This is a genomic window from Paenibacillus urinalis, assembly GCF_028747985.1.
Lineage (GTDB): Bacteria > Bacillota > Bacilli > Paenibacillales > Paenibacillaceae > Paenibacillus > Paenibacillus urinalis.
In genome coordinates this window covers 4,526,165-4,543,773 of sequence record NZ_CP118108.1, presented here as the reverse complement: position 1 = coordinate 4,543,773, position 17,609 = coordinate 4,526,165, and the positions used below count along the sequence as shown (strand labels likewise).

The window sequence follows — 17,609 nt, the reverse complement described above, 5'->3', positions numbered from 1 at the left end:
TGTATGGGTCACACTCGGATCGTTAAACATGCTTGGCTTCCGGATGAGACAGAGTAGATGCTTTGAACTTGTTAGGGAATGGAAGGAGAAGCAGTCCAAGCATTAATACAATAAATGCAAGGAAATATGGTGACACGTCCATACGGATTTGTCCAGCGGCGATTGGTCCGACGAAGGAGCCGAGTGAAGTGGCAATGGACTGGATCGAGAACACTCTTCCTAGCCGTACACCTTGACTGAGCTGAACAAGCATGGAAGCCAGTGCAGGAAAGATAATTCCTTTGGAAGTACCCAGAATAAACAGAATCAGCCACAACGGAATTTGGGGTGCAGCGGCCATAAGAAAGAAGCTGAACGCCATGAGCAAAACACCGCCTGCGAGCCTCATGGTTGGTGAATACCGATTGAGAAATAGCATGCTCAGTGTTGCGAGAGCACCCAGACTGATGATCGAAAATAACAGACCCGTAGATAGGATGGAGGCCGACCCGCTGCCTCTAAGCGGCAGTTCAAAGAAAAGAATGCCCTGTGCACATGCAACGACCAGCGGAAGTACGAAAAAACGCCATGAAATTGGAAAAAAGCTGCGATTTGGGCTGTCTTCTGTCTGTGCTGCTGTTGATGGGGCGTTCGCTGCACTCGTTTTTACGGCTGGCAGTGTGAAGTAAGCCATAATTCCGGTAATGATCAGCAGGATGCCGAGACTCTGGAAAGTTCCCGAGAACCCGATGCCTGCGACGATAAATGCTCCTGCAGCCGGAGAGACAACAGAAGCTAAGGTGTGAACGACACCATGCCCTGACATATATTTGCCTTGGGTGATGGGATCCGATGATAGCTGGGCAAGAAGAGTCATACAGGCTGGAGACAGAAAAGCAAGCACAAAGCCGCTGATAGCCCGGAGGGCAAGCAGCTGCCAAGGAGCATCGACTTGGGATTGCAGGAGCAGTACAATTCCGGCAGCAGTCAAGCTGAAGACGATATACCTTCGGCTTCCATGCTTATCAATCTGAGTGCCTGCAATGAGATTGCCAGGCAGGTGGGTAAGTGAGTAGATCCCCATCATCCAGCCTATAAATGTAGGAACGGCTCCAAGTGAGAGCGCAAAGGGCGTGAGTATCGGATATTGAGCATGCAAATCAAAAAAGGCGAGAAATAGAAAAAGATAGAGCCATACGGCCGTTTTCAAGCGAACTGCACCTCCTTATTTCGAGTCGAACAAGCATAAGCACACCTGATATACTTGTACGCTGGACAAACGGGTCTTATACCGTTTTTTTCCACGAGCTCTTGCTTATATGACAGGGACATCGGTAATCATGTATAATATTCGGGAGAAATGAACCAAGAGCAAGGCAAGAGTAACCTCGATGAATACACAATCTTGAATTGACCGATAAAGTGGTACAGAACTCGAGTGTTGAAAAGGTGGTCAAGTAGATGGATATTGAAATATGGAAAGAGTTTATTTCGCAAAATTGGCTTGTTATCGTGATTGCGCTGATCCTGTTGTTCGTCGTCATTAATGTGCTGAGAACTGTGCTCAAATGGGCCATCGTTGTCGTCATTGTTGCGGCACTTATCATCTATAGCGGTGTTTCATTTGATCAGATTAAAACGGTCGTCACTGATGTAGGCACCAGCACGATGGATACGCTTCGAACAGAGGCTGCGGAGCTCATGCAGAAGGAAGCGGCAAAGGCGGAGTATGTAGTGAATCCGGACGGTACTTTTACCATAACCAGTCCGAATGTCGAAGTAAACGGCAAGCAGGGTGAGGACAAGGTCAAAGTCTCTGTCCGCGGCATATCGCTCGGGGAGTGGAGTATTAACGATACGGTTCGATTGTTTATGGAAACAGCTCAGAATAGATAGCTGCATTTTAGAGTTTTATATAGGCAAGAAAGCAGGTGAATTATGATTGATGCTTGGATAGGGAGTGTGAAGGAGGGGAACCTCATTACGCTCATTCTAATGTTGATCATCCTTATATCGCTGTTGCAGGGCTTTATCCGGGGAGCCTCACGTTCGGCAGGAACCCTGGTGAACCTGATTACCGAAGGGGTGTTCACGATCGTCGGGATCGCAGGTGCTTTTCTGCTATCCTTGAAGCTGTCTCCTGCGGTACAGTCATGGCTATCGGGTTACAGCGAAGCGATGCCGAGTCGCGATTTGAACATGTGGGAGCAAATTTACTACACAGTCATTACAGCACTGGCTGATTTTCCGCTGCTGCGGTTTGCTGTGCTGTTCGTTATTAGTTACAGCATCATTCGTTTCATTCTAGGTCTGATTGGCGGATTCATTAGAGGAATCCCATCCGGTGAAGCTCGCCGCAATCCTGGCTTTCTCAGCCGTTTAATGGGGGCGTGCTTTGGTGCTGTTGTTGGAGCGGCTAGATGCGTGTTGGTTATTGCACTGCTATTCATCGTAGTGAGCCTGTATCCAAGCAGTTCCTTCAGCAATTATGTAGAGTCATCACCGATGTATCAGCAAGGAGCCAAATCCGTAATAGAACCGATATCCGGGAATCTGATTAAGGACAAGCTTCCGGTTATCAGCCAGGCGGCACAGAAGGAATTTAACGGCATGATGCAGCGCAGATATGAGGTCATTGATCGTAATATTCCTGAGGATATCGAGGGAGCTGCAGCTAAGATTGTGGAGGGGGCCGTTACAGATGAGCAGAAGGCAAGAGCGCTCTATCAATGGGTAGGAACCCGAGTTGAGTACGATTATGGTAAAGTCGAGGATTACGAGCAGCGCGGCATATGGAATGAGCAGACGCCTCAAGATACCTTCGATACGATGATGGGGGTATGCATAGACTATGCGAGGCTCTATGCGGTGATGGCTCGTTCACAGGATCTCGAGGTGAGAGTCGTTACAGGCCTTGGTTACAACGGTCAAGGGGGCTATGGGGCTCATGCCTGGAATGAAGTATACCTGAGTGAGCAGGATACTTGGGTCCCGCTTGATCCGACATGGGCAAATAGCGGCGATTGGTTCAATCCGCCTCATTTTTATGACACCCATATCAAGGATCAGACTGTCTAAATAGGCTCTCTGGTATATTTCGGAGCAGCAGGAAAGGGTAGTAGCATAATGAACAAAGAGGAGATGGCTTCGTATCTTGGTCAGCAAACAAACCATGAGAAAAGTTTTAACTTTCGCTTAAATGTGTTTTTTCTTGCGACATTTCTTATTTTTACCGTATTAATTGTAAGATTGGCCTACTTGCAGCTGGTGCAGGGACCGACAATGCAGAAGGAAGAAGCCAATATTGCAACAAAAAGCGTGTCGATCGCGCCCATTCGCGGAACTATCTTTGATTCGACAGGCGAGAACAAAATTGCGTATTCTTCATCCACTCAATCCTTATATATGAGCTTGGACAAGAACTACAGTCTTGAAGAGAACAAGGCTGAGCTGAGCAGCATCATTTCGGAGCTTAAAGCGGTTTTTGACGAATATGGCGATTCAGAAATGACTATGTCCGAGCAGGAAATTGAAGATGCGCTTGATATTACGTATCGACAAAATTACGGATATACGCCTAGGCGAATCAAAACCGGTTTGACGAACGAGGAAATTGCCTATTTCTTATCTCATAAAGAGGATTTCCCTGGTGTTGAAGTGGTAGAAGAGAACATTCGTCATTATGACAAAGACACGGTTGCCGTACAGACCGTTGGGTACATGAAGCCCTTCCGCTCCGTGATTGATCCGGAATATGGTATCGATTTTTATATTCAAGCCAAGGAAGAGGAGGACCCGGCACTCCAATATCTTGATAATGAAGAGGTCGGATATGATGGAGTGGAGCTGATGTTCCAGGAGGAGCTTCGCGGCACGAAGGGGCTGAAGACCTTCCCGGTGGACTCGCAGAATCGGATCTCGGGTGAATCGACATTGACTCCGCCTGACAAGGGCAACAATGTGTGGCTGTCGATTAACAAAGATGTGCAGATGGCAACCGAACAGGCCATAATGGATCAGCTGGAATATTTGCAGACAACTAGCAATCCTGCCGTCTATGCACCCAACGCCAAAACCGGCTTTGCCGTTGCCATGGAAGTAGATACGGGCCAGATTGTTGCGATGGCAAGCATGCCTGACTACGACTCTAATGTGTGGTCAGAGGGCAGTAAAACCCAGGAAGAAATTAATAAGATATCACCGTTCTCCTCCAATGGAGCCATTCGTGAAGTGTATCAATCGTATGGAAGCCAGGAGGAGAGCTATAAGCATCCTTCTTCTACCGTGCTGCTCGGTTCTGTTATTAAGCCGTTGTCGGTATTGATCGGATTGAATGAAGGGCTGTTTACAACCTCGACGATCTATAACGATACCGGAGCAGGCAAGTTCGGGAAGAAGGGATACGAATCAACGGTACGTAATTCGAGTGGTCACGTATATGGTCAGATCGACCCGGCCTCTGCCATTGAACATTCCTCCAATGCCTTTATGATTGAGATGGTAGCCAATAAGCTGTTTGATGAATACAATACCGGTGGTGTTGAAGTGTGGGACAGCTATATGAAGCAGTTTGGGCTTGGTGTCAGTACGGAAAGCGGTCTGCCTGGTGAGCAGGAAGGGCTACGTGAGTATATCCATGAGCAGGAGACCAACAGTACACAATCTGCCTTGGCTTTTGCTTCATTTGGTCAGCAGGGTAAGTATACAACACTGCAGCTGGCACAATACACCGCCATGCTTGCGAATGAAGGGAAACGGTTAAAGCCCCAAATTGCCAGCAAAATTACGGATGAAGATGGGAATGTCGTCAAGGAATTCGGAGCAGAAATTCTGAATACGGTCGACATGGATGATGCTTACTGGGAAGAGATCAAAAAAGGGATGAACAGTAATGTTCAAGGCTTTGATCATTTTCCTTATGATTACGCCCGCAAGACAGGGACTTCTCAGCAGAATGTAGGCGGAGTAGATGTTGAGAACGGTGTGTTCATTACCTTCGCCCCCCGTAACAATCCGAAGCTGGCGATTGCTGTCGTTATACCGGAAGGCAAATACGGCTCCAACAGTGCGGCGCCGGTAGCAAGGAAGATCTATGATGCTTATGACAAATATATCGGACTGGACGGTACGCCTAAGGGAGATAATGAGGCAGCCGAACAGGAAGAAGAGCAGAGCTCTAATTAATATTTAATGGTATGAAGCAGTATGTCTTGAAAGGTTCATATAAGGCATACTGCTTCTTTGTCGTTTAATGACGAAACTGTAACCGGCAAAGAGGAAATTTATTGTCCGAATATGGTAGAATGGAATACAGCAAAAGAATCACAAAGCGAGGTATCGTATGGCACAGCAGCAAAATCATGAAAAGGAAGAACTTTCGAACAAACGCCGGTTCAGTTTTCGATTGAATTTTTTCTTTTTTAGCTCTTTTATTATCTTTTCTATTATTATTATAAGATTGGCCGTGCTTCAGTTTGTGGAGGGGCCCGTGCTTGCTCAGCAGGAGAGCAGCAGTGTAACGAAGAGTATTCCATTGCTTCCTGTCCGCGGAACAATCTATGATGCAACCGGAGAAACCAAGCTAGCCTATTCGGAGCCGATTCAATCTTTGTACATAACCCTGTACAAAAATTACAGCCAGCAGGAAGGCGGCCCAGAGAATCCGAATCGTCCAGAAGCCGAGGCCATGGCGGAGAAGCTGGCAGAAGTGTTTGCTGAGTATGGGGAAGCAGACCGTGAGCCAATGTCTAAAGATGATATCATTAACGCCATGGATCTGGAGTATCGTCAGACACACGGCTATACGCCGAGGCTGATCAAGAGCGACCTGTCGAAAGAAGAGATTGCTTACTTCATGCAGCATAAGAAGGATTTTCCAGGCGTGAGTGTAATAGAGGAAACGGTCCGCAAATATGATGAGGATTCTGTCGCTGTACAAGCGATTGGCTATCTGAAGACGTTCAAGACGTCCAAGACATTGGCAGAATACGCTGCGATTGATCAGGAAAATAGCAGCCAAACGGACCCGGGGCTCGTCTATTCTGAGCTGGAGTATGTGGGTGTAGATGGCTTGGAACGACAGTATCAGGATGAGCTGCGCGGCAAAGCAGGATACAGTCAGATTCCGATCAACCCGCTTAACCTGCCGGAGGAGGGAACGGTGATTCAGCCTCCGGAGAAGGGTCATGACCTGATCTCATCGATTAATAAGGACATTCAGGTTGCAACAGAACAAGCGATCTTGGATCAGCTGGACTGGCTTCACACCAATCTGGTGTCAGGTAAGTATCATACAAATGCCAAGACAGGCTTTGCTGTCGCCATGGAAGTCGATACGGGCAATGTAGTTGCGATGGCCAGCATGCCGGATTATGATCCGAATGAGCCTTGGGACTATGACAAGGTCAAATACATTTACCGGAATGGTACCGTAGAGTCCTTCCCGCCGGATGATACGGGAAGACATCCTGAATCAACGGTGCTATTAGGTTCAACGGTTAAACCGCTCAGCGTTCTTATTGGATTGAAGGAGGGTTTCTTCTCTCCGAACGGAACGGTTTATCAGGATCGAGGAATTGCCTACTTTGGACGGGATGATTCTAGTGTAAGGAACTCCCAGGGCCATGTATATGGACCTTTATCGGCAGCAACTGCAATCCAGCATTCCTCCAATGCCTTTATGGTTGATTTGATCGGAGAGAAGCTATGGAACAAGTATGGTAGTGAAGGGGTTAACGTCTGGGATCAATACATGAAGGAGTTTGGTCTTGGGGTAGAAACGGGTGTGGATCTGCCAAAAGAATACGAAGGCTTCCTTGAGTACACTAATGAAGGGGAAACGGCACTAGCAAGACTTGCCTTTGCTTCATTTGGTCAGCAGGGTAAATATACGACGATGCAGCTGGCTCAGTATGCAACGATGCTGGCTAACAAAGGGAAACGATTAGAACCACATCTGGTGAAGGAAATTCGTGATGCGGAAGGCAATATTGTGGAGAAAATCGAACCTGAAATTCTCAATGAAGTTGATTTTAATGACGCTTATTGGGAAACGATTCATCGCGGGATGAATACCGATGTAAGCATGGCATTCTCAGGATTCCCTTATGATTTTGCTCGTAAGACAGGTACATCAGAGCAGGATATTTATTTTAATGGAACGCGTAATCGGGTGGAGAACGGAGTATTTATCGCCTTTGCTCCGCGTGATAATCCTAAACTGGCAGTGGCTGTTGTAGTACCGGAAGGTGGATATGGCTCAAGCAGTGCTGCTCCGATCGCCCGTAAAATCTTTGATGCATACGATCAGGTATACGGTCTCGATGGTGTTCCGAAAGGAAAACCGGAGAATAGCGAAGAGGATACAACAGAACAATAAGAACAACAGGCTGTCGGGAAAATTTCTCGGCAGCTTTTTTTTGCCTGCGAATGGAATAAATTAGTATAATTAGAGTTGTTAATCCATATAACTGACCTATTCAATACCGACTGTGGGACGATGGGAGAGGATTCATCGAATGAACCGTTATGAACAGGAGCAGGAAAGGCTGCTTAAGGCAAATAAAAGAAGCTTTCGTCTTAATCTCACTTTTTTCGCTGCCTTTCTGCTGTTTTGTGTACTGATCGTACGCCTGGCCTTTCTACAGTTTGTCGAAGGTGCTGAACTGACTGCGCTTGAGCATGGGGAGAATCGGAAGGCGGTGCCGATGATGCCTGTGCGAGGAACAATTTTTGATGCAACCCATACGCCGCTTGCTTATTCAGAGCCTTCGCATTCGTTATACCTCACTCTCTATAAAAATTACGGGAACGCAGAAGGCATCCCCGCAGCAAGCCGGATTGAAATGAATTTGCTGGCCGAGGAAATTGCAGCTGTGTTTAGACAGTATGGTCATGCGGATGCGGAGGAGATCACCGCCGGGGATATTGTCAATAAGCTCGATTTGAATTATTCCAAAGCCGGAGGATATGTTCCCCGTTTGATCAAGAGCAATTTATCCTCGGAAGAAGTGGCTTATTTTCTACAGCATAAAGAACGGTTTAAGGGAATCGACATCGTTGAAGAAACGGTGCGCAGATATCATAAGGATTTACTGGCAGTACAGACCGTGGGTTACTTGTATAAGTTCAAGGGAGCTAAGGTAGAGTCGCTGTACGAGCAGATGGATCAGCGAAATGCAGAGATGGCTGTTCAGCAGCCAGGGCTGTTTTATCAGGAGAATGAGCTGGTCGGGTTCGGTGGTCTGGAGCTTCAGTATCAGGAAGAGCTTCGGGGTGAATCCGGATATTGGCTCATTCCGGTGGATCCTCGTAACATGCCGATCGGACCAGCAGAGCTCGTACCGCCGAAGAAGGGACATCATTTGTACACTACACTGCATAAGGATGTGCAAAAGGCGGCGGAGCAGGCGATTCTGGATCAGATTGAGGCCCTTCGTTCCAGCGGCAAGAGCGAGTCGAAGAACGCATCAACCGGCTATGCGGTAGCGATGGAGGTGGATACAGGGCATGTAATCGCCATGGCCAGTATGCCGGACTACGATACCAATGTATGGGAACAGGGCGGTGTGTCTCCGGAGATCTATGACCAGATTCGCCATATTTATCAGAATGGTACGATCCGGTCCTTTTTCCCTTCGGACAAAACAAACACGCCGGAGTCGGTCGTGCTTCTCGGTTCTACTGTAAAGCCGCTCAGCGTTCTAATCGGTCTGAAGGAAGGGCTGATCAGTCCTTCTACAACGTATAATGACCTCGGTTCGGCCGAATTTGGCCGGGACGGATCAAGAGTCTCGAACTCAGGCGGTGCTGTCATGGGAAGACTAACGGTACAAGATGCAATACGCCGTTCCTCGAATGCCTTTATGGTCGATTTGATTGGTGAAGAGCTGTACCGAAGATATGGGAGCAAGGGAGTCGACATTTGGGATGAATACATGAAGGAATTTGGTCTTGGAGTGGCAACAGGTGTGGACTTGCCGAATGAATTTCGCGGCCGGATTGAGTATAGGCAGGAGGGACAGACAGCACTTGCATCACTGGCGTTTGCTTCCTTCGGACAGCAGGGCAAGTACACGACAATGCAGCTTGCACAATATGCGGCGATGCTAGCTAATAAGGGGAAGCGGATGGAGCCTCATCTCGTGAAGGAGATACGGGATTCAGCAGGCAATGTCGTGAACAAAATTGAACCCAAGGTGCTGAATGAAGCTCAATTTGATGACAGCTATTGGAGCATTATTCATCGCGGTATGGATACGAATGTGGGTGCTGCCTTTAACGGCTTTCCATACGATTTTGCTAGAAAAACGGGGACTTCACAGCAGATGATCTACCCAGGCAATGGCCAAGGGCCCATCAACGTGGATAATGGAGTGTTTATCGCTTTTGCTCCTCGTGAGAATCCCAAGCTCGCAGTTGCTGTAGTCATACCGCAAGGAGGATTTGGAGCAAGCAGTGCTGCCCCTGTAGCCCGTAAAATATTTGATGCGTATGACAAATACTATGGACTGGACGGTACTCCAGCAGCAAGTCAACAAGACCGCAAGCGTAATTCGAATTGAACATTTCTGTGTATATAACTACATGACATAAAGATAACGGGTCCAAGCAGGAGAAAAATTTTCTCTTGCTTTTTTTTGTGGAGTCTAATAAAATTTGCACTAAGGAAACATTATTGTGCTTGTATAATAAAAGAGTGCATGTACAAAATTATTATACTTAATTAAATAACTTGGCCTAATGCTAAGTTGCTTGTCTGACGAATGTCTAACACAAAAACAAAAAATGGGTAAAGGGGAAATGAGAGAAATGAGGAGATTTACAGGTAGAACAGGAAGTAAGCTGCACAAAATGATGATCAGCGTGGCTGTTGTGAGCTCGATGCTCGTACTGGCCGCATGCGGAAATGCTTCGGATGAGGGAAGCTCGGCATCAGCTGATGATAAGCTCCAGATTACGACCACGACAGGGATGATTGCGGATGCAGCCCGCGAGGTTGGCGGTGATCTCGTAGAAGTGACAGGACTTATGGGTCCAGGGGTTGACCCGCATTTATACAAAGCTTCACAGGGAGATATTCAGAAGCTGGAATCCGCTGACGTCATTCTGTATAACGGTTTGCATCTGGAAGGGAAAATGTCAGATATCTTGATTAATATTGGCAAGTCGAAGCCTGTGGTTCAGGTAACCAAGGACATTCCAGAAAGTGAGCTGTTAATGGTGCCTTATGGGGACAGCGAGGAAGCAGATCCGCACATCTGGTTTGATGTTGAGAAATGGATTCAGGTTACAGATACGATCCGCAATGCAATGATTGAAGAAGATCCGGACAACACAGACACTTACAACCAACAGGCGGATGCTTATATTGAAGAGCTGAAAGCACTGCATGAAGAGGTAAAGACACAAATTGCTTCCATTCCAGAACAATCCCGAGTACTTGTTACCGCTCATGATGCATTTGGATATTTTGGCGAAGCATATGACATTGAAGTTGCGGGACTTCAGGGGATCAGTACATCAGCTGAAGCGGGTGCGAGCGATGTCAGCGAGCTGAGAGATTTTCTAGTGGAGAACAAGATCAAGGCCGTATTTGTAGAGTCCAGTATTTCGCCTAAAGCAATGGAAGCGATCGTAGCCGGAGCAGAAGAGAAGGGACATACCGTCTCGATCGGCGGGGAGCTGTTCTCAGATGCAATGGGCCCTGAAGGGACAGAAGAAGGAACATATATCGGTATGGTGAAGCACAATACGAAGACGATTGTAGATGCACTAAAATAAACGGGTAAGCATAGTAATAATGGGCTTAAGGCTATTGGAAGGAGTTGAATGGGGATGAGCTCAATATCGTATGAACAATCAGGAAGAGATCAATCTCAAGGCAGCGAGCAAATTCCGTTCTCGGTACGGAACCTGGCCGTTGCTTATCATAAAAAACCGGTGCTGAGGGATGTAACCTTCAGCGTGCCGGATGGCAAGCTGATCGGTATTCTGGGTCCCAATGGAGCCGGTAAATCTACGCTGATCAAGGCTGCACTCGGTCTTGTTCCTACAATCAGCGGCGATGTCCGCATCTACGGCAAGCCGTATAAGGAGCAGCGCAAACGAATCGGATATGTTCCTCAGCGAGAGTCCGTGGATTGGGATTTTCCAACGAATGCACTGGATGTCGTCTTAATGGGGCAGTATGGACAGCTTGGCTGGTTTAAGAGACCGGGCAAGAAAGAAAAAGAGCTTGCATTTGAGTGCTTGAGCAAGGTAGGCATGGCTGACTACAGCAATCGTCAGATCAGCCAGCTCTCGGGAGGTCAGCAGCAGCGGGTCTTCTTGGCGAGAGCACTTGCGCAGAATGCAGATATATATTTTATGGATGAGCCGTTTGCAGGCGTTGATGCCACAACAGAGAAGGCGATTATTGTACTGCTCGAGGCACTCAAGAATCAGGGTAAGACCGTTCTTGTTGTACACCACGATCTGGCTACCGTGGAAGAATACTTTGATCATGTACTGCTCTTGAACGGCAGGCTGGTTGCTGCCGGACCGACAGCAGAAACCTTCACCCCTGATCTTCTGCAACAGACCTATGGGGGCCGTATTGCCATGATCGGGCATTCCGCACCGAAGGATGGAAGGTGAGCCTGATGTTTGAATGGATAGCTTCTGTAGTAACTGATCCTAACGTCAGATGGATTCTGTTTGGTTCTATGCTGCTTGGCTTTAGCAGCGGATTAATCGGTTCCTTTACCTATCTTCGTAAACAAAGTCTGATCGGTGATACCCTTGCTCATGCGGCACTCCCGGGCATATGCATCGCGTTTATGCTTAGCGGGGTTAAATCCACCTTCTTGTTCATGATTGGGGCCCTTGTTGCAGGTTGGATGGCGACCATTGGGATTTCGCTCATAACCCGCTATTCCCGCATTAAGCAGGATACTGCTCTCGGTATCGTATTGTCCGTATTTTTCGGTATTGGTATTGTGCTGCTGACGAAAATTCAGCATGGGGATTACGGAAGTGCCAGCGGGCTGGATAAGTATATGTTCGGCCAGGCAGCTTCCATGGTCAGAAGCGACGTATACATGATGCTGGGAGTATCGGTTCTTCTGCTCATCGTGTGCTGGCTGCTATTCAAGGAGTTCAAGCTGATCAGCTTTGACGCCGGCTTTGCAAGGGGAATGGGTTATCCATCAGCCTTTCTTGAACAGCTGTTATTATTTCTAACCGTGATTGCCGTTGTTGCCGGCGTTCAGGTTGTAGGTGTCGTGCTGGTCGCAGCCTTATTGATTACGCCAGCTGCCGCTGCAAGGTACTGGACGAATGCGCTCGGTCTGATGGTCTGTCTGGCAGGACTGTTTGGAGCAATTAGCGGAGCACTGGGCACGCTGATCAGTGCAACAACGCCGGATCTTCCTACTGGACCCGTTACCGTGCTGGTGATCACACTGATCTTCGGTGTATCTGTGTTGATCGCACCGGGCCGGGGGCTGCTCGCCAAAGAAATTAGGAAGTATAGAACCAAAACGGATTACAACAATCAGCAGCAATCGGTAAATCGTGCTGAGGTAAGTAAATAGGAAGGGGGAAATCAATCATGTCAACATTTTGGATCTTGCTAACTGCCATACTGGTTTCCTCGGCCTGTGCACTGCTCGGTACGTTTCTGGTGCTTAGAAAGATGGCGATGGTTGGGGATGCAATCAGCCACGCGGTCCTTCCTGGTATCGCCATTGCCTTTTTGATCAGCGGCCGTGAATCTCTCTGGATTCTTGTCGGCGCTACGGCGGTGGGACTGCTTGCTGTCTTTCTGATTCAGCATCTGGAGTCCAGCGGGCTACAGTCTGATGCTTCCATCGGGATTGTTTTCACAGCTCTGTTCGCCTTTGGTGTCATTCTGATTAGTTTAAATGCACAGAATGTCGACCTTGATCTGGACCACGTACTGTATGGTGAAATTACGTATGTTCAATGGGACCGGCTAATCATCGGAGAGATGGATCTCGGGCCAAGGGCGGTATGGATGCTCGGAATTACCCTGGCGATTATTCTAACGCTGCTAACTTTGTTCTACAAGCAGTTTAAGCTGGTATCCTTTGACCCTGCACTAGCGGCGGCTACTGGCATTCCGGTAATGCTGTTTCACTATCTGCTGATGGGCATGGTGTCTATGACCTCTGTCGCTTCATTTGACAGTGTCGGCGCCATTCTCGTTGTCGGCATGCTGATTGTACCTGCGGCGACGGCATATCTGCTCACAGATCGGCTGTCCCATATGCTGGTGATCAGTGTTATTATCGGTGTAATCAGCTCATTTGCCGGCTATTATTCCGCTTTGATCATGGACTCGTCCATTGCCGGATGCATGGTAGCTTCCGCAGGTATTTTGTTTGTGCTGGCCTTCCTGTTCTCTCCACTTCATGGAGTTGTCGTTCGGAAATGGAAACAGAAGCGGGGCACCATGACAAAAGATCCGCTGGAAGTATAGTTGAATTAGGTGTACGAGAATGTAACATAATGAAATGATGAAGTGACAGGCTGAGATGGAATCTCGCCCTGTCCTTTTTGCATTGTAATTTTTGTTGAACAATCCTGTTTTATGTTAAAATGTCGCTATGCCTCTTGATAGAGCGGCTAAAGGTATGATGAAATTGAATCTAGTTGATTCTGCCTTATAGAGAAATACGAAATTGGATAAGAGATGCAACATACACAAAGGAGGTCGAACCTGCTTGAGTAATCATTATCAATATAAATTACTTGCGCTGGATATGGATGGTACACTGCTGACGGATAATCATGAGATATCCCATGAGACTTCCACCTGGATTCATAAAGCGATGGAGGCTGGCATTCATGTCTGTCTGTCCACCGGACGTGCCGTGCATCATGCCCTGCCTTACGGTCAGGAGCTGGGCCTTGCGACACCGATGGTTACAGTGAATGGAAGCGAAGTATGGAAATCGCCGAATGAGCTGCATATCCGCACACTGCTTGACCCTGAATTAATTAAGAAGATGCACGATATTGCTGTGAAGCATGACTGCTGGTTCTGGGCTTATTCCGTAGATCAGCTGTTTAATCGTGAGCGCTGGGTGGATGCCATTATGGAACATGAGTGGCTGAAATTTGGCTATACCACAGAGGATGATCAGGTGCGTCATGAGATTCTCATGGAGCTTCAGGATCTCGGCGGGCTGCAGATCACTAATTCTTCACCGACCAACCTGGAAGTGAATCCTGCGGGGATATCGAAGGCAAGTGGTATCGCTGAGGTGTGCAAGCTGCTGGGTATAACCATGGAAGAGGTTGTTGCCGTTGGCGACAGCTTGAACGATCTTGCGGTTATTCAGGCTGTGGGTCTTGGTGTGGCCATGGGTAATGCACAGGAGACGGTGAAGGAAGCAGCAGATCTCATTGTCGCTTCCAATAATGAGGATGGCATTGTGGAGGTCATTCGTGACCATATGTTGAAGGTAGGAACGATTAAAATACAGCCTTAACGTTTCGCACGGGGAAGGAAGAAGGGAAAGAACGTTTTGTCTAAGAAAGAATCATTTATTAAGGGGACGCTGATTCTGGCTGCAGCTGCATTAGTTGCGCGCGTGCTGGGCCTGGTTCAGCGGGTTCCGCTTGAGCATTTGCTCGGCCCGGTCGGGGACGCTTCATTCGGTGTCGCAAACAGCGTCTATCTTATGCTCCTTACTGTAGCGACAGCAGGCATTCCGAGCACGCTCAGCAAGATGGTATCTGAACGGTATGCGCTCGATAAGCCGCAGGATGCCAAAAGAGTTTATCAGGCTGCGCTTATCTTCGCTGGTTTTGCCGGAATCGTCATGACCATTCTCTTATGGTCACTCGCTCCATTCTATGCAACCTATATTGCTCAGGTCCCGGAGGCATCGACAGCGATTCGGGCGTTAGCTCCTGCACTGCTGCTGTTTCCGACCATTGCCATGATGCGAGGATACTTCCAAGGCCGCAATAATATGACGGCCGGGGGGATCTCTCAAATCGTGGAGCAATTCGCCCGTGTGGGAACGGCGATCCTGCTTGCGTTCATTCTCTTGCGGCTCGGATATGCAGATGAAGAGGTAGCAGCAGGTGCTTCTTTCGGAGGAGTGCTGGGCAGCATCGGAGCTTTTGCTGTTATGATGTATTTTGCATTCAAGCAGTCCCGCAAAGACCAGTCGATGGGGCTTGCACTGCATGCAAACACGCAGGTTCCATTATCACGCATCTACCGTGATATCTTTACGCTATCGATTCCTATCGTCCTGTCATCCCTTGCTGTGCCTGTAGTGAATTTTATTGATTCCTCCATCATTAAGCCGCTGATCAGCGGTGATGTCGGATCAGCTGCAGCGACCAATCTGCTCGGGATCTTAACGAATCGTGCACAGCCGGTTGCGGGGATTCCACCGATTCTCGCTATTGCGCTTAGTCAGTCGCTTATTCCTATTATCGCCGCAGCTTATGCCAGAAAAGATGAAAGCCATCTGCGCGGACAGGTTACCCTGGCGATGCGAATTGCCATCATGACAGGTATGCCGATGGTCATTGCACTTACCGTTGCTGCATATTCCATCAACGGACTCTTGTTCAGTACGTTGGAAGGTGCCGGCGTAGTGGCGATGCTGACGTTCGGAACGATCTTCCAGATTACAATGATGACGTCGAATTCCATCTTGCTGGGAATCGGTAAACCCAAAATAACGATGGTTACCGTCTTCATAGGAATCGTAGTGAAGCTTGCCGCGAGCTTTGCGCTTGCACCGTTCTTCGGCATCTATGGCATCATTGCTTCAACAGGTCTCGCATTCCTCATCATTACAGCATTAAATGTACGTGTTCTGAAGAAAACAGTCAGCTTCTCCATCCTTGGCTCAAGGTGGGCAGGATTTGCTGCAACGGTCGTGCTCTCGGCAGGAATAGGGTACGGGCTCCATCAACTGGGTCTGCGAATGACTGATCTGATGCCGTCTAGACTGGCTTACCTGATTAACTGTGGGATCGTTGGATTAGCTGTTCTTATCAGCTACTTTGCTCTACTCATCCTTCTCGGTGTACTGCGAGAAGACGAGCTGAAGAGTTATCCGCGTATCGTTCAGAAGGTGCTCCGCCCGCTTATGCGATTGAAGCGTTCTGGTAATCAGGGAGCAAGAGGATAACAGGGCGAGGATTAGAATACTACGTATATAGAAAAAAAGGCATCGTTTCATCACCAGATGAAACGATGCCTTTTGATGTCTAAATTAATCGATCCAGGTCATGCATCATGGCCAGCTTGGATAGACTGCTCCTATGCTCATGGCTGATCTCGAACAATTTGGGCCGTCTTGGAACGGTCAGATGACCAAGACTATCGGTTTGAGTCAGCCAGTCTTCTCGAGATATTTTCTCATACGGCAAGTCCTGCCAAACGTCTAGCAGTTTTGGGCTGTACAGCTTACTTCCTGACGGGAGCGCTTCATTTCGGCTCAGCATAGGCGATACGAGGGCCTCATGTGTAGAGAGCTCTTTTTGAGCTGTGAAAAATTTAGGCCAATATTCGCTTCTTGAGCCTTCATGAGGGACGGCATATGCATAAGCAGCAGCCCGGTCCAGCACCTGCTCATGTCCAAATAGCAGCGCATACAGATTCTTGCCAAAGGCAATCCGCTCATGCATCTTGTTGAAATTCGACAAGGTCAAGCCAACGAGCTCCTCATTAATACCGAGCGGGATGACAATATGATTCAGCCCCGCGATTTCATGTGAGCGAAAGGACAGAGTAGAGGTGACATGGTGCTGGTAGAACGAATTGCGGATGACGCGATACTCAATATAGTTCTGTTCATTGATGATCAGTCCAACCGCCAGCAGTGCACTGTCCCTGTTCAGCCAGAATTGCTCCCAGAAGGGAACCATGAAGGAGGAAATGTGAAATTCCGATAGTAAATGAAAGTAGCTCCGGCCTTTTTCCTTACTTTTCATATATAGCAGCAGCTGAGGGTAAGCGTCTTGAAAAATAAGTGCGTTGCACCGTTCAAGCAGCAGGTATACCCTTTCTTTTTCTTGGTCATTCAGGATGGTCTTCAGCAATCCGCTGCGCAGATCTGTCATATTATATCCACCGTTCCGGGATACGAAGTGAGCGAGCAGTGCCCAGTGCAGCTCTGGATAAGACTTGTAGCAGGCGAGGTAAGCTGCTGTTCTGGAGACATTGCTCTGGTTGTGAACTCTTGTCAGCTGCTTAATCTCCTGAACGAGCTCCAGCTCCTCCACACTATAAGGGTCAAGCTGGCTGCTCCGAAGGGAGGCTGTCTGAACACCAGACGTTCTTACACTTGCCATCATATGCTCAAGCTGATGCTGTACCTGTACGGCAGAAGAAGTCTGCCACGTCAGGGAGAGAAGTGGGTGACGCAGTTTTTTGGAGGCTTCCCAGGCTGATCTCTTCCCAGTGATCATTTCCTTGATCGTGACCGGAATCGTTGTAATCAGCTGCCAAATAGAAGGCTTGGGCTGCGCTTGATAATCTGGTTTGTCCATCATCATATCTCCCTTTCGTTGAATCGTCTCACGATGCTTACTCACGATGTTTACTAGTATGCACACAAAATTTGACTTCCACTCTATTCTTTGCTTCACTA

At 48.1% G+C, this 17,609-nt stretch carries 13 protein-coding genes; 11 read left to right on the top strand and 2 right to left on the bottom strand.

Annotation, left to right across the window (positions count from 1 at the left end; genetic code table 11):
- Nucleotides 1–22: 22 nt before the first annotated feature.
- A complete protein-coding gene (locus PUW25_RS20980; RefSeq protein ID WP_047913539.1) occupies nt 23–1,189 on the bottom strand; it encodes an MFS transporter in 1,167 nt (388 codons plus the stop codon).
- A gap of 251 nt (nt 1,190–1,440) precedes the next feature.
- Between PUW25_RS20980 and PUW25_RS20975 the strand changes: the two genes are divergently transcribed.
- The 11 genes from PUW25_RS20975 (at nt 1,441) to PUW25_RS20925 (ending at nt 16,145) form a co-directional block, all read left to right on the top strand.
- The gene (locus PUW25_RS20975) at nt 1,441–1,875 is read left to right on the top strand and encodes a hypothetical protein (protein WP_047913540.1); all 435 of its coding nucleotides are present in this window, start codon (nt 1,441–1,443) and stop codon (nt 1,873–1,875) included.
- A 42-nt stretch (nt 1,876–1,917) separates the two neighbouring features.
- Complete coding sequence (locus PUW25_RS20970; RefSeq protein ID WP_047913541.1) at nt 1,918–3,057, top strand: transglutaminase domain-containing protein; 1,140 nt, start codon at nt 1,918–1,920, stop codon at nt 3,055–3,057.
- A 48-nt stretch (nt 3,058–3,105) separates the two neighbouring features.
- Nucleotides 3,106–5,163 (top strand): peptidoglycan D,D-transpeptidase FtsI family protein, encoded by a 2,058-nt coding sequence (locus PUW25_RS20965; RefSeq protein WP_047913542.1) that lies wholly within the window; start codon nt 3,106–3,108, stop codon nt 5,161–5,163.
- 157 nt (nt 5,164–5,320) lie between these two features.
- On the top strand, nt 5,321–7,357 hold the full coding sequence (locus PUW25_RS20960) for a peptidoglycan D,D-transpeptidase FtsI family protein (protein ID WP_047913543.1): 2,037 nt from the start codon (nt 5,321–5,323) through the stop codon (nt 7,355–7,357).
- A gap of 139 nt (nt 7,358–7,496) precedes the next feature.
- A complete protein-coding gene (locus PUW25_RS20955; RefSeq protein WP_274338447.1) occupies nt 7,497–9,542 on the top strand; it encodes a peptidoglycan D,D-transpeptidase FtsI family protein in 2,046 nt (681 codons plus the stop codon).
- A 247-nt stretch (nt 9,543–9,789) separates the two neighbouring features.
- Nucleotides 9,790–10,761 (top strand): metal ABC transporter solute-binding protein, Zn/Mn family, encoded by a 972-nt coding sequence (locus PUW25_RS20950; protein ID WP_081872709.1) that lies wholly within the window; start codon nt 9,790–9,792, stop codon nt 10,759–10,761.
- Nucleotides 10,762–10,815: 54 nt separating this feature from the next.
- A complete protein-coding gene (locus PUW25_RS20945; protein WP_047913546.1) occupies nt 10,816–11,616 on the top strand; it encodes a metal ABC transporter ATP-binding protein in 801 nt (266 codons plus the stop codon).
- Nucleotides 11,617–11,621: 5 nt separating this feature from the next.
- The gene (locus PUW25_RS20940; protein WP_047913547.1) at nt 11,622–12,554 is read left to right on the top strand and encodes a metal ABC transporter permease; all 933 of its coding nucleotides are present in this window, start codon (nt 11,622–11,624) and stop codon (nt 12,552–12,554) included.
- A gap of 17 nt (nt 12,555–12,571) precedes the next feature.
- Nucleotides 12,572–13,462, top strand: a complete 891-nt coding sequence (locus tag PUW25_RS20935; RefSeq protein WP_047913548.1) for a metal ABC transporter permease — start codon at nt 12,572–12,574, stop codon at nt 13,460–13,462.
- 244 nt (nt 13,463–13,706) lie between these two features.
- Nucleotides 13,707–14,477: a Cof-type HAD-IIB family hydrolase gene (locus PUW25_RS20930; RefSeq protein WP_338000034.1), complete on the top strand. Its 771-nt coding sequence runs from the start codon at nt 13,707–13,709 to the stop codon at nt 14,475–14,477.
- 36 nt (nt 14,478–14,513) lie between these two features.
- Nucleotides 14,514–16,145, top strand: coding sequence for a putative polysaccharide biosynthesis protein (locus PUW25_RS20925; protein WP_205054911.1), 1,632 nt, complete (start codon nt 14,514–14,516; stop codon nt 16,143–16,145).
- A 79-nt stretch (nt 16,146–16,224) separates the two neighbouring features.
- Here PUW25_RS20925 and PUW25_RS20920 read toward each other — a convergent pair whose 3' ends face one another.
- Nucleotides 16,225–17,508: a DUF2515 family protein gene (locus PUW25_RS20920; protein WP_274338446.1), complete on the bottom strand. Its 1,284-nt coding sequence runs from the start codon at nt 17,506–17,508 to the stop codon at nt 16,225–16,227.
- Nucleotides 17,509–17,609: the final 101 nt, after the last annotated feature.

Bases quoted from the DNA above. Each gene is read 5' to 3' on its own strand.
- PUW25_RS20920 (WP_274338446.1), bottom strand. From the start codon at position 17,508: ATGGACAAACCAGATTATCAAGCGCAGCCCAAGCCTTCTATTTGGCAG.
- PUW25_RS20975 (WP_047913540.1), top strand. From the start codon at position 1,441: ATGGATATTGAAATATGGAAAGAGTTTATTTCGCAAAATTGGCTTGTT.
- PUW25_RS20955 (WP_274338447.1), top strand. From the start codon at position 7,497: ATGAACCGTTATGAACAGGAGCAGGAAAGGCTGCTTAAGGCAAATAAA.
- PUW25_RS20940 (WP_047913547.1), top strand. From the start codon at position 11,622: ATGTTTGAATGGATAGCTTCTGTAGTAACTGATCCTAACGTCAGATGG.
- PUW25_RS20935 (WP_047913548.1), top strand. From the start codon at position 12,572: ATGTCAACATTTTGGATCTTGCTAACTGCCATACTGGTTTCCTCGGCC.
- PUW25_RS20960 (WP_047913543.1), top strand. From the start codon at position 5,321: ATGGCACAGCAGCAAAATCATGAAAAGGAAGAACTTTCGAACAAACGC.
- PUW25_RS20970 (WP_047913541.1), top strand. From the start codon at position 1,918: ATGATTGATGCTTGGATAGGGAGTGTGAAGGAGGGGAACCTCATTACG.
- PUW25_RS20945 (WP_047913546.1), top strand. From the start codon at position 10,816: ATGAGCTCAATATCGTATGAACAATCAGGAAGAGATCAATCTCAAGGC.
- PUW25_RS20965 (WP_047913542.1), top strand. From the start codon at position 3,106: ATGAACAAAGAGGAGATGGCTTCGTATCTTGGTCAGCAAACAAACCAT.
- PUW25_RS20950 (WP_081872709.1), top strand. From the start codon at position 9,790: ATGAGGAGATTTACAGGTAGAACAGGAAGTAAGCTGCACAAAATGATG.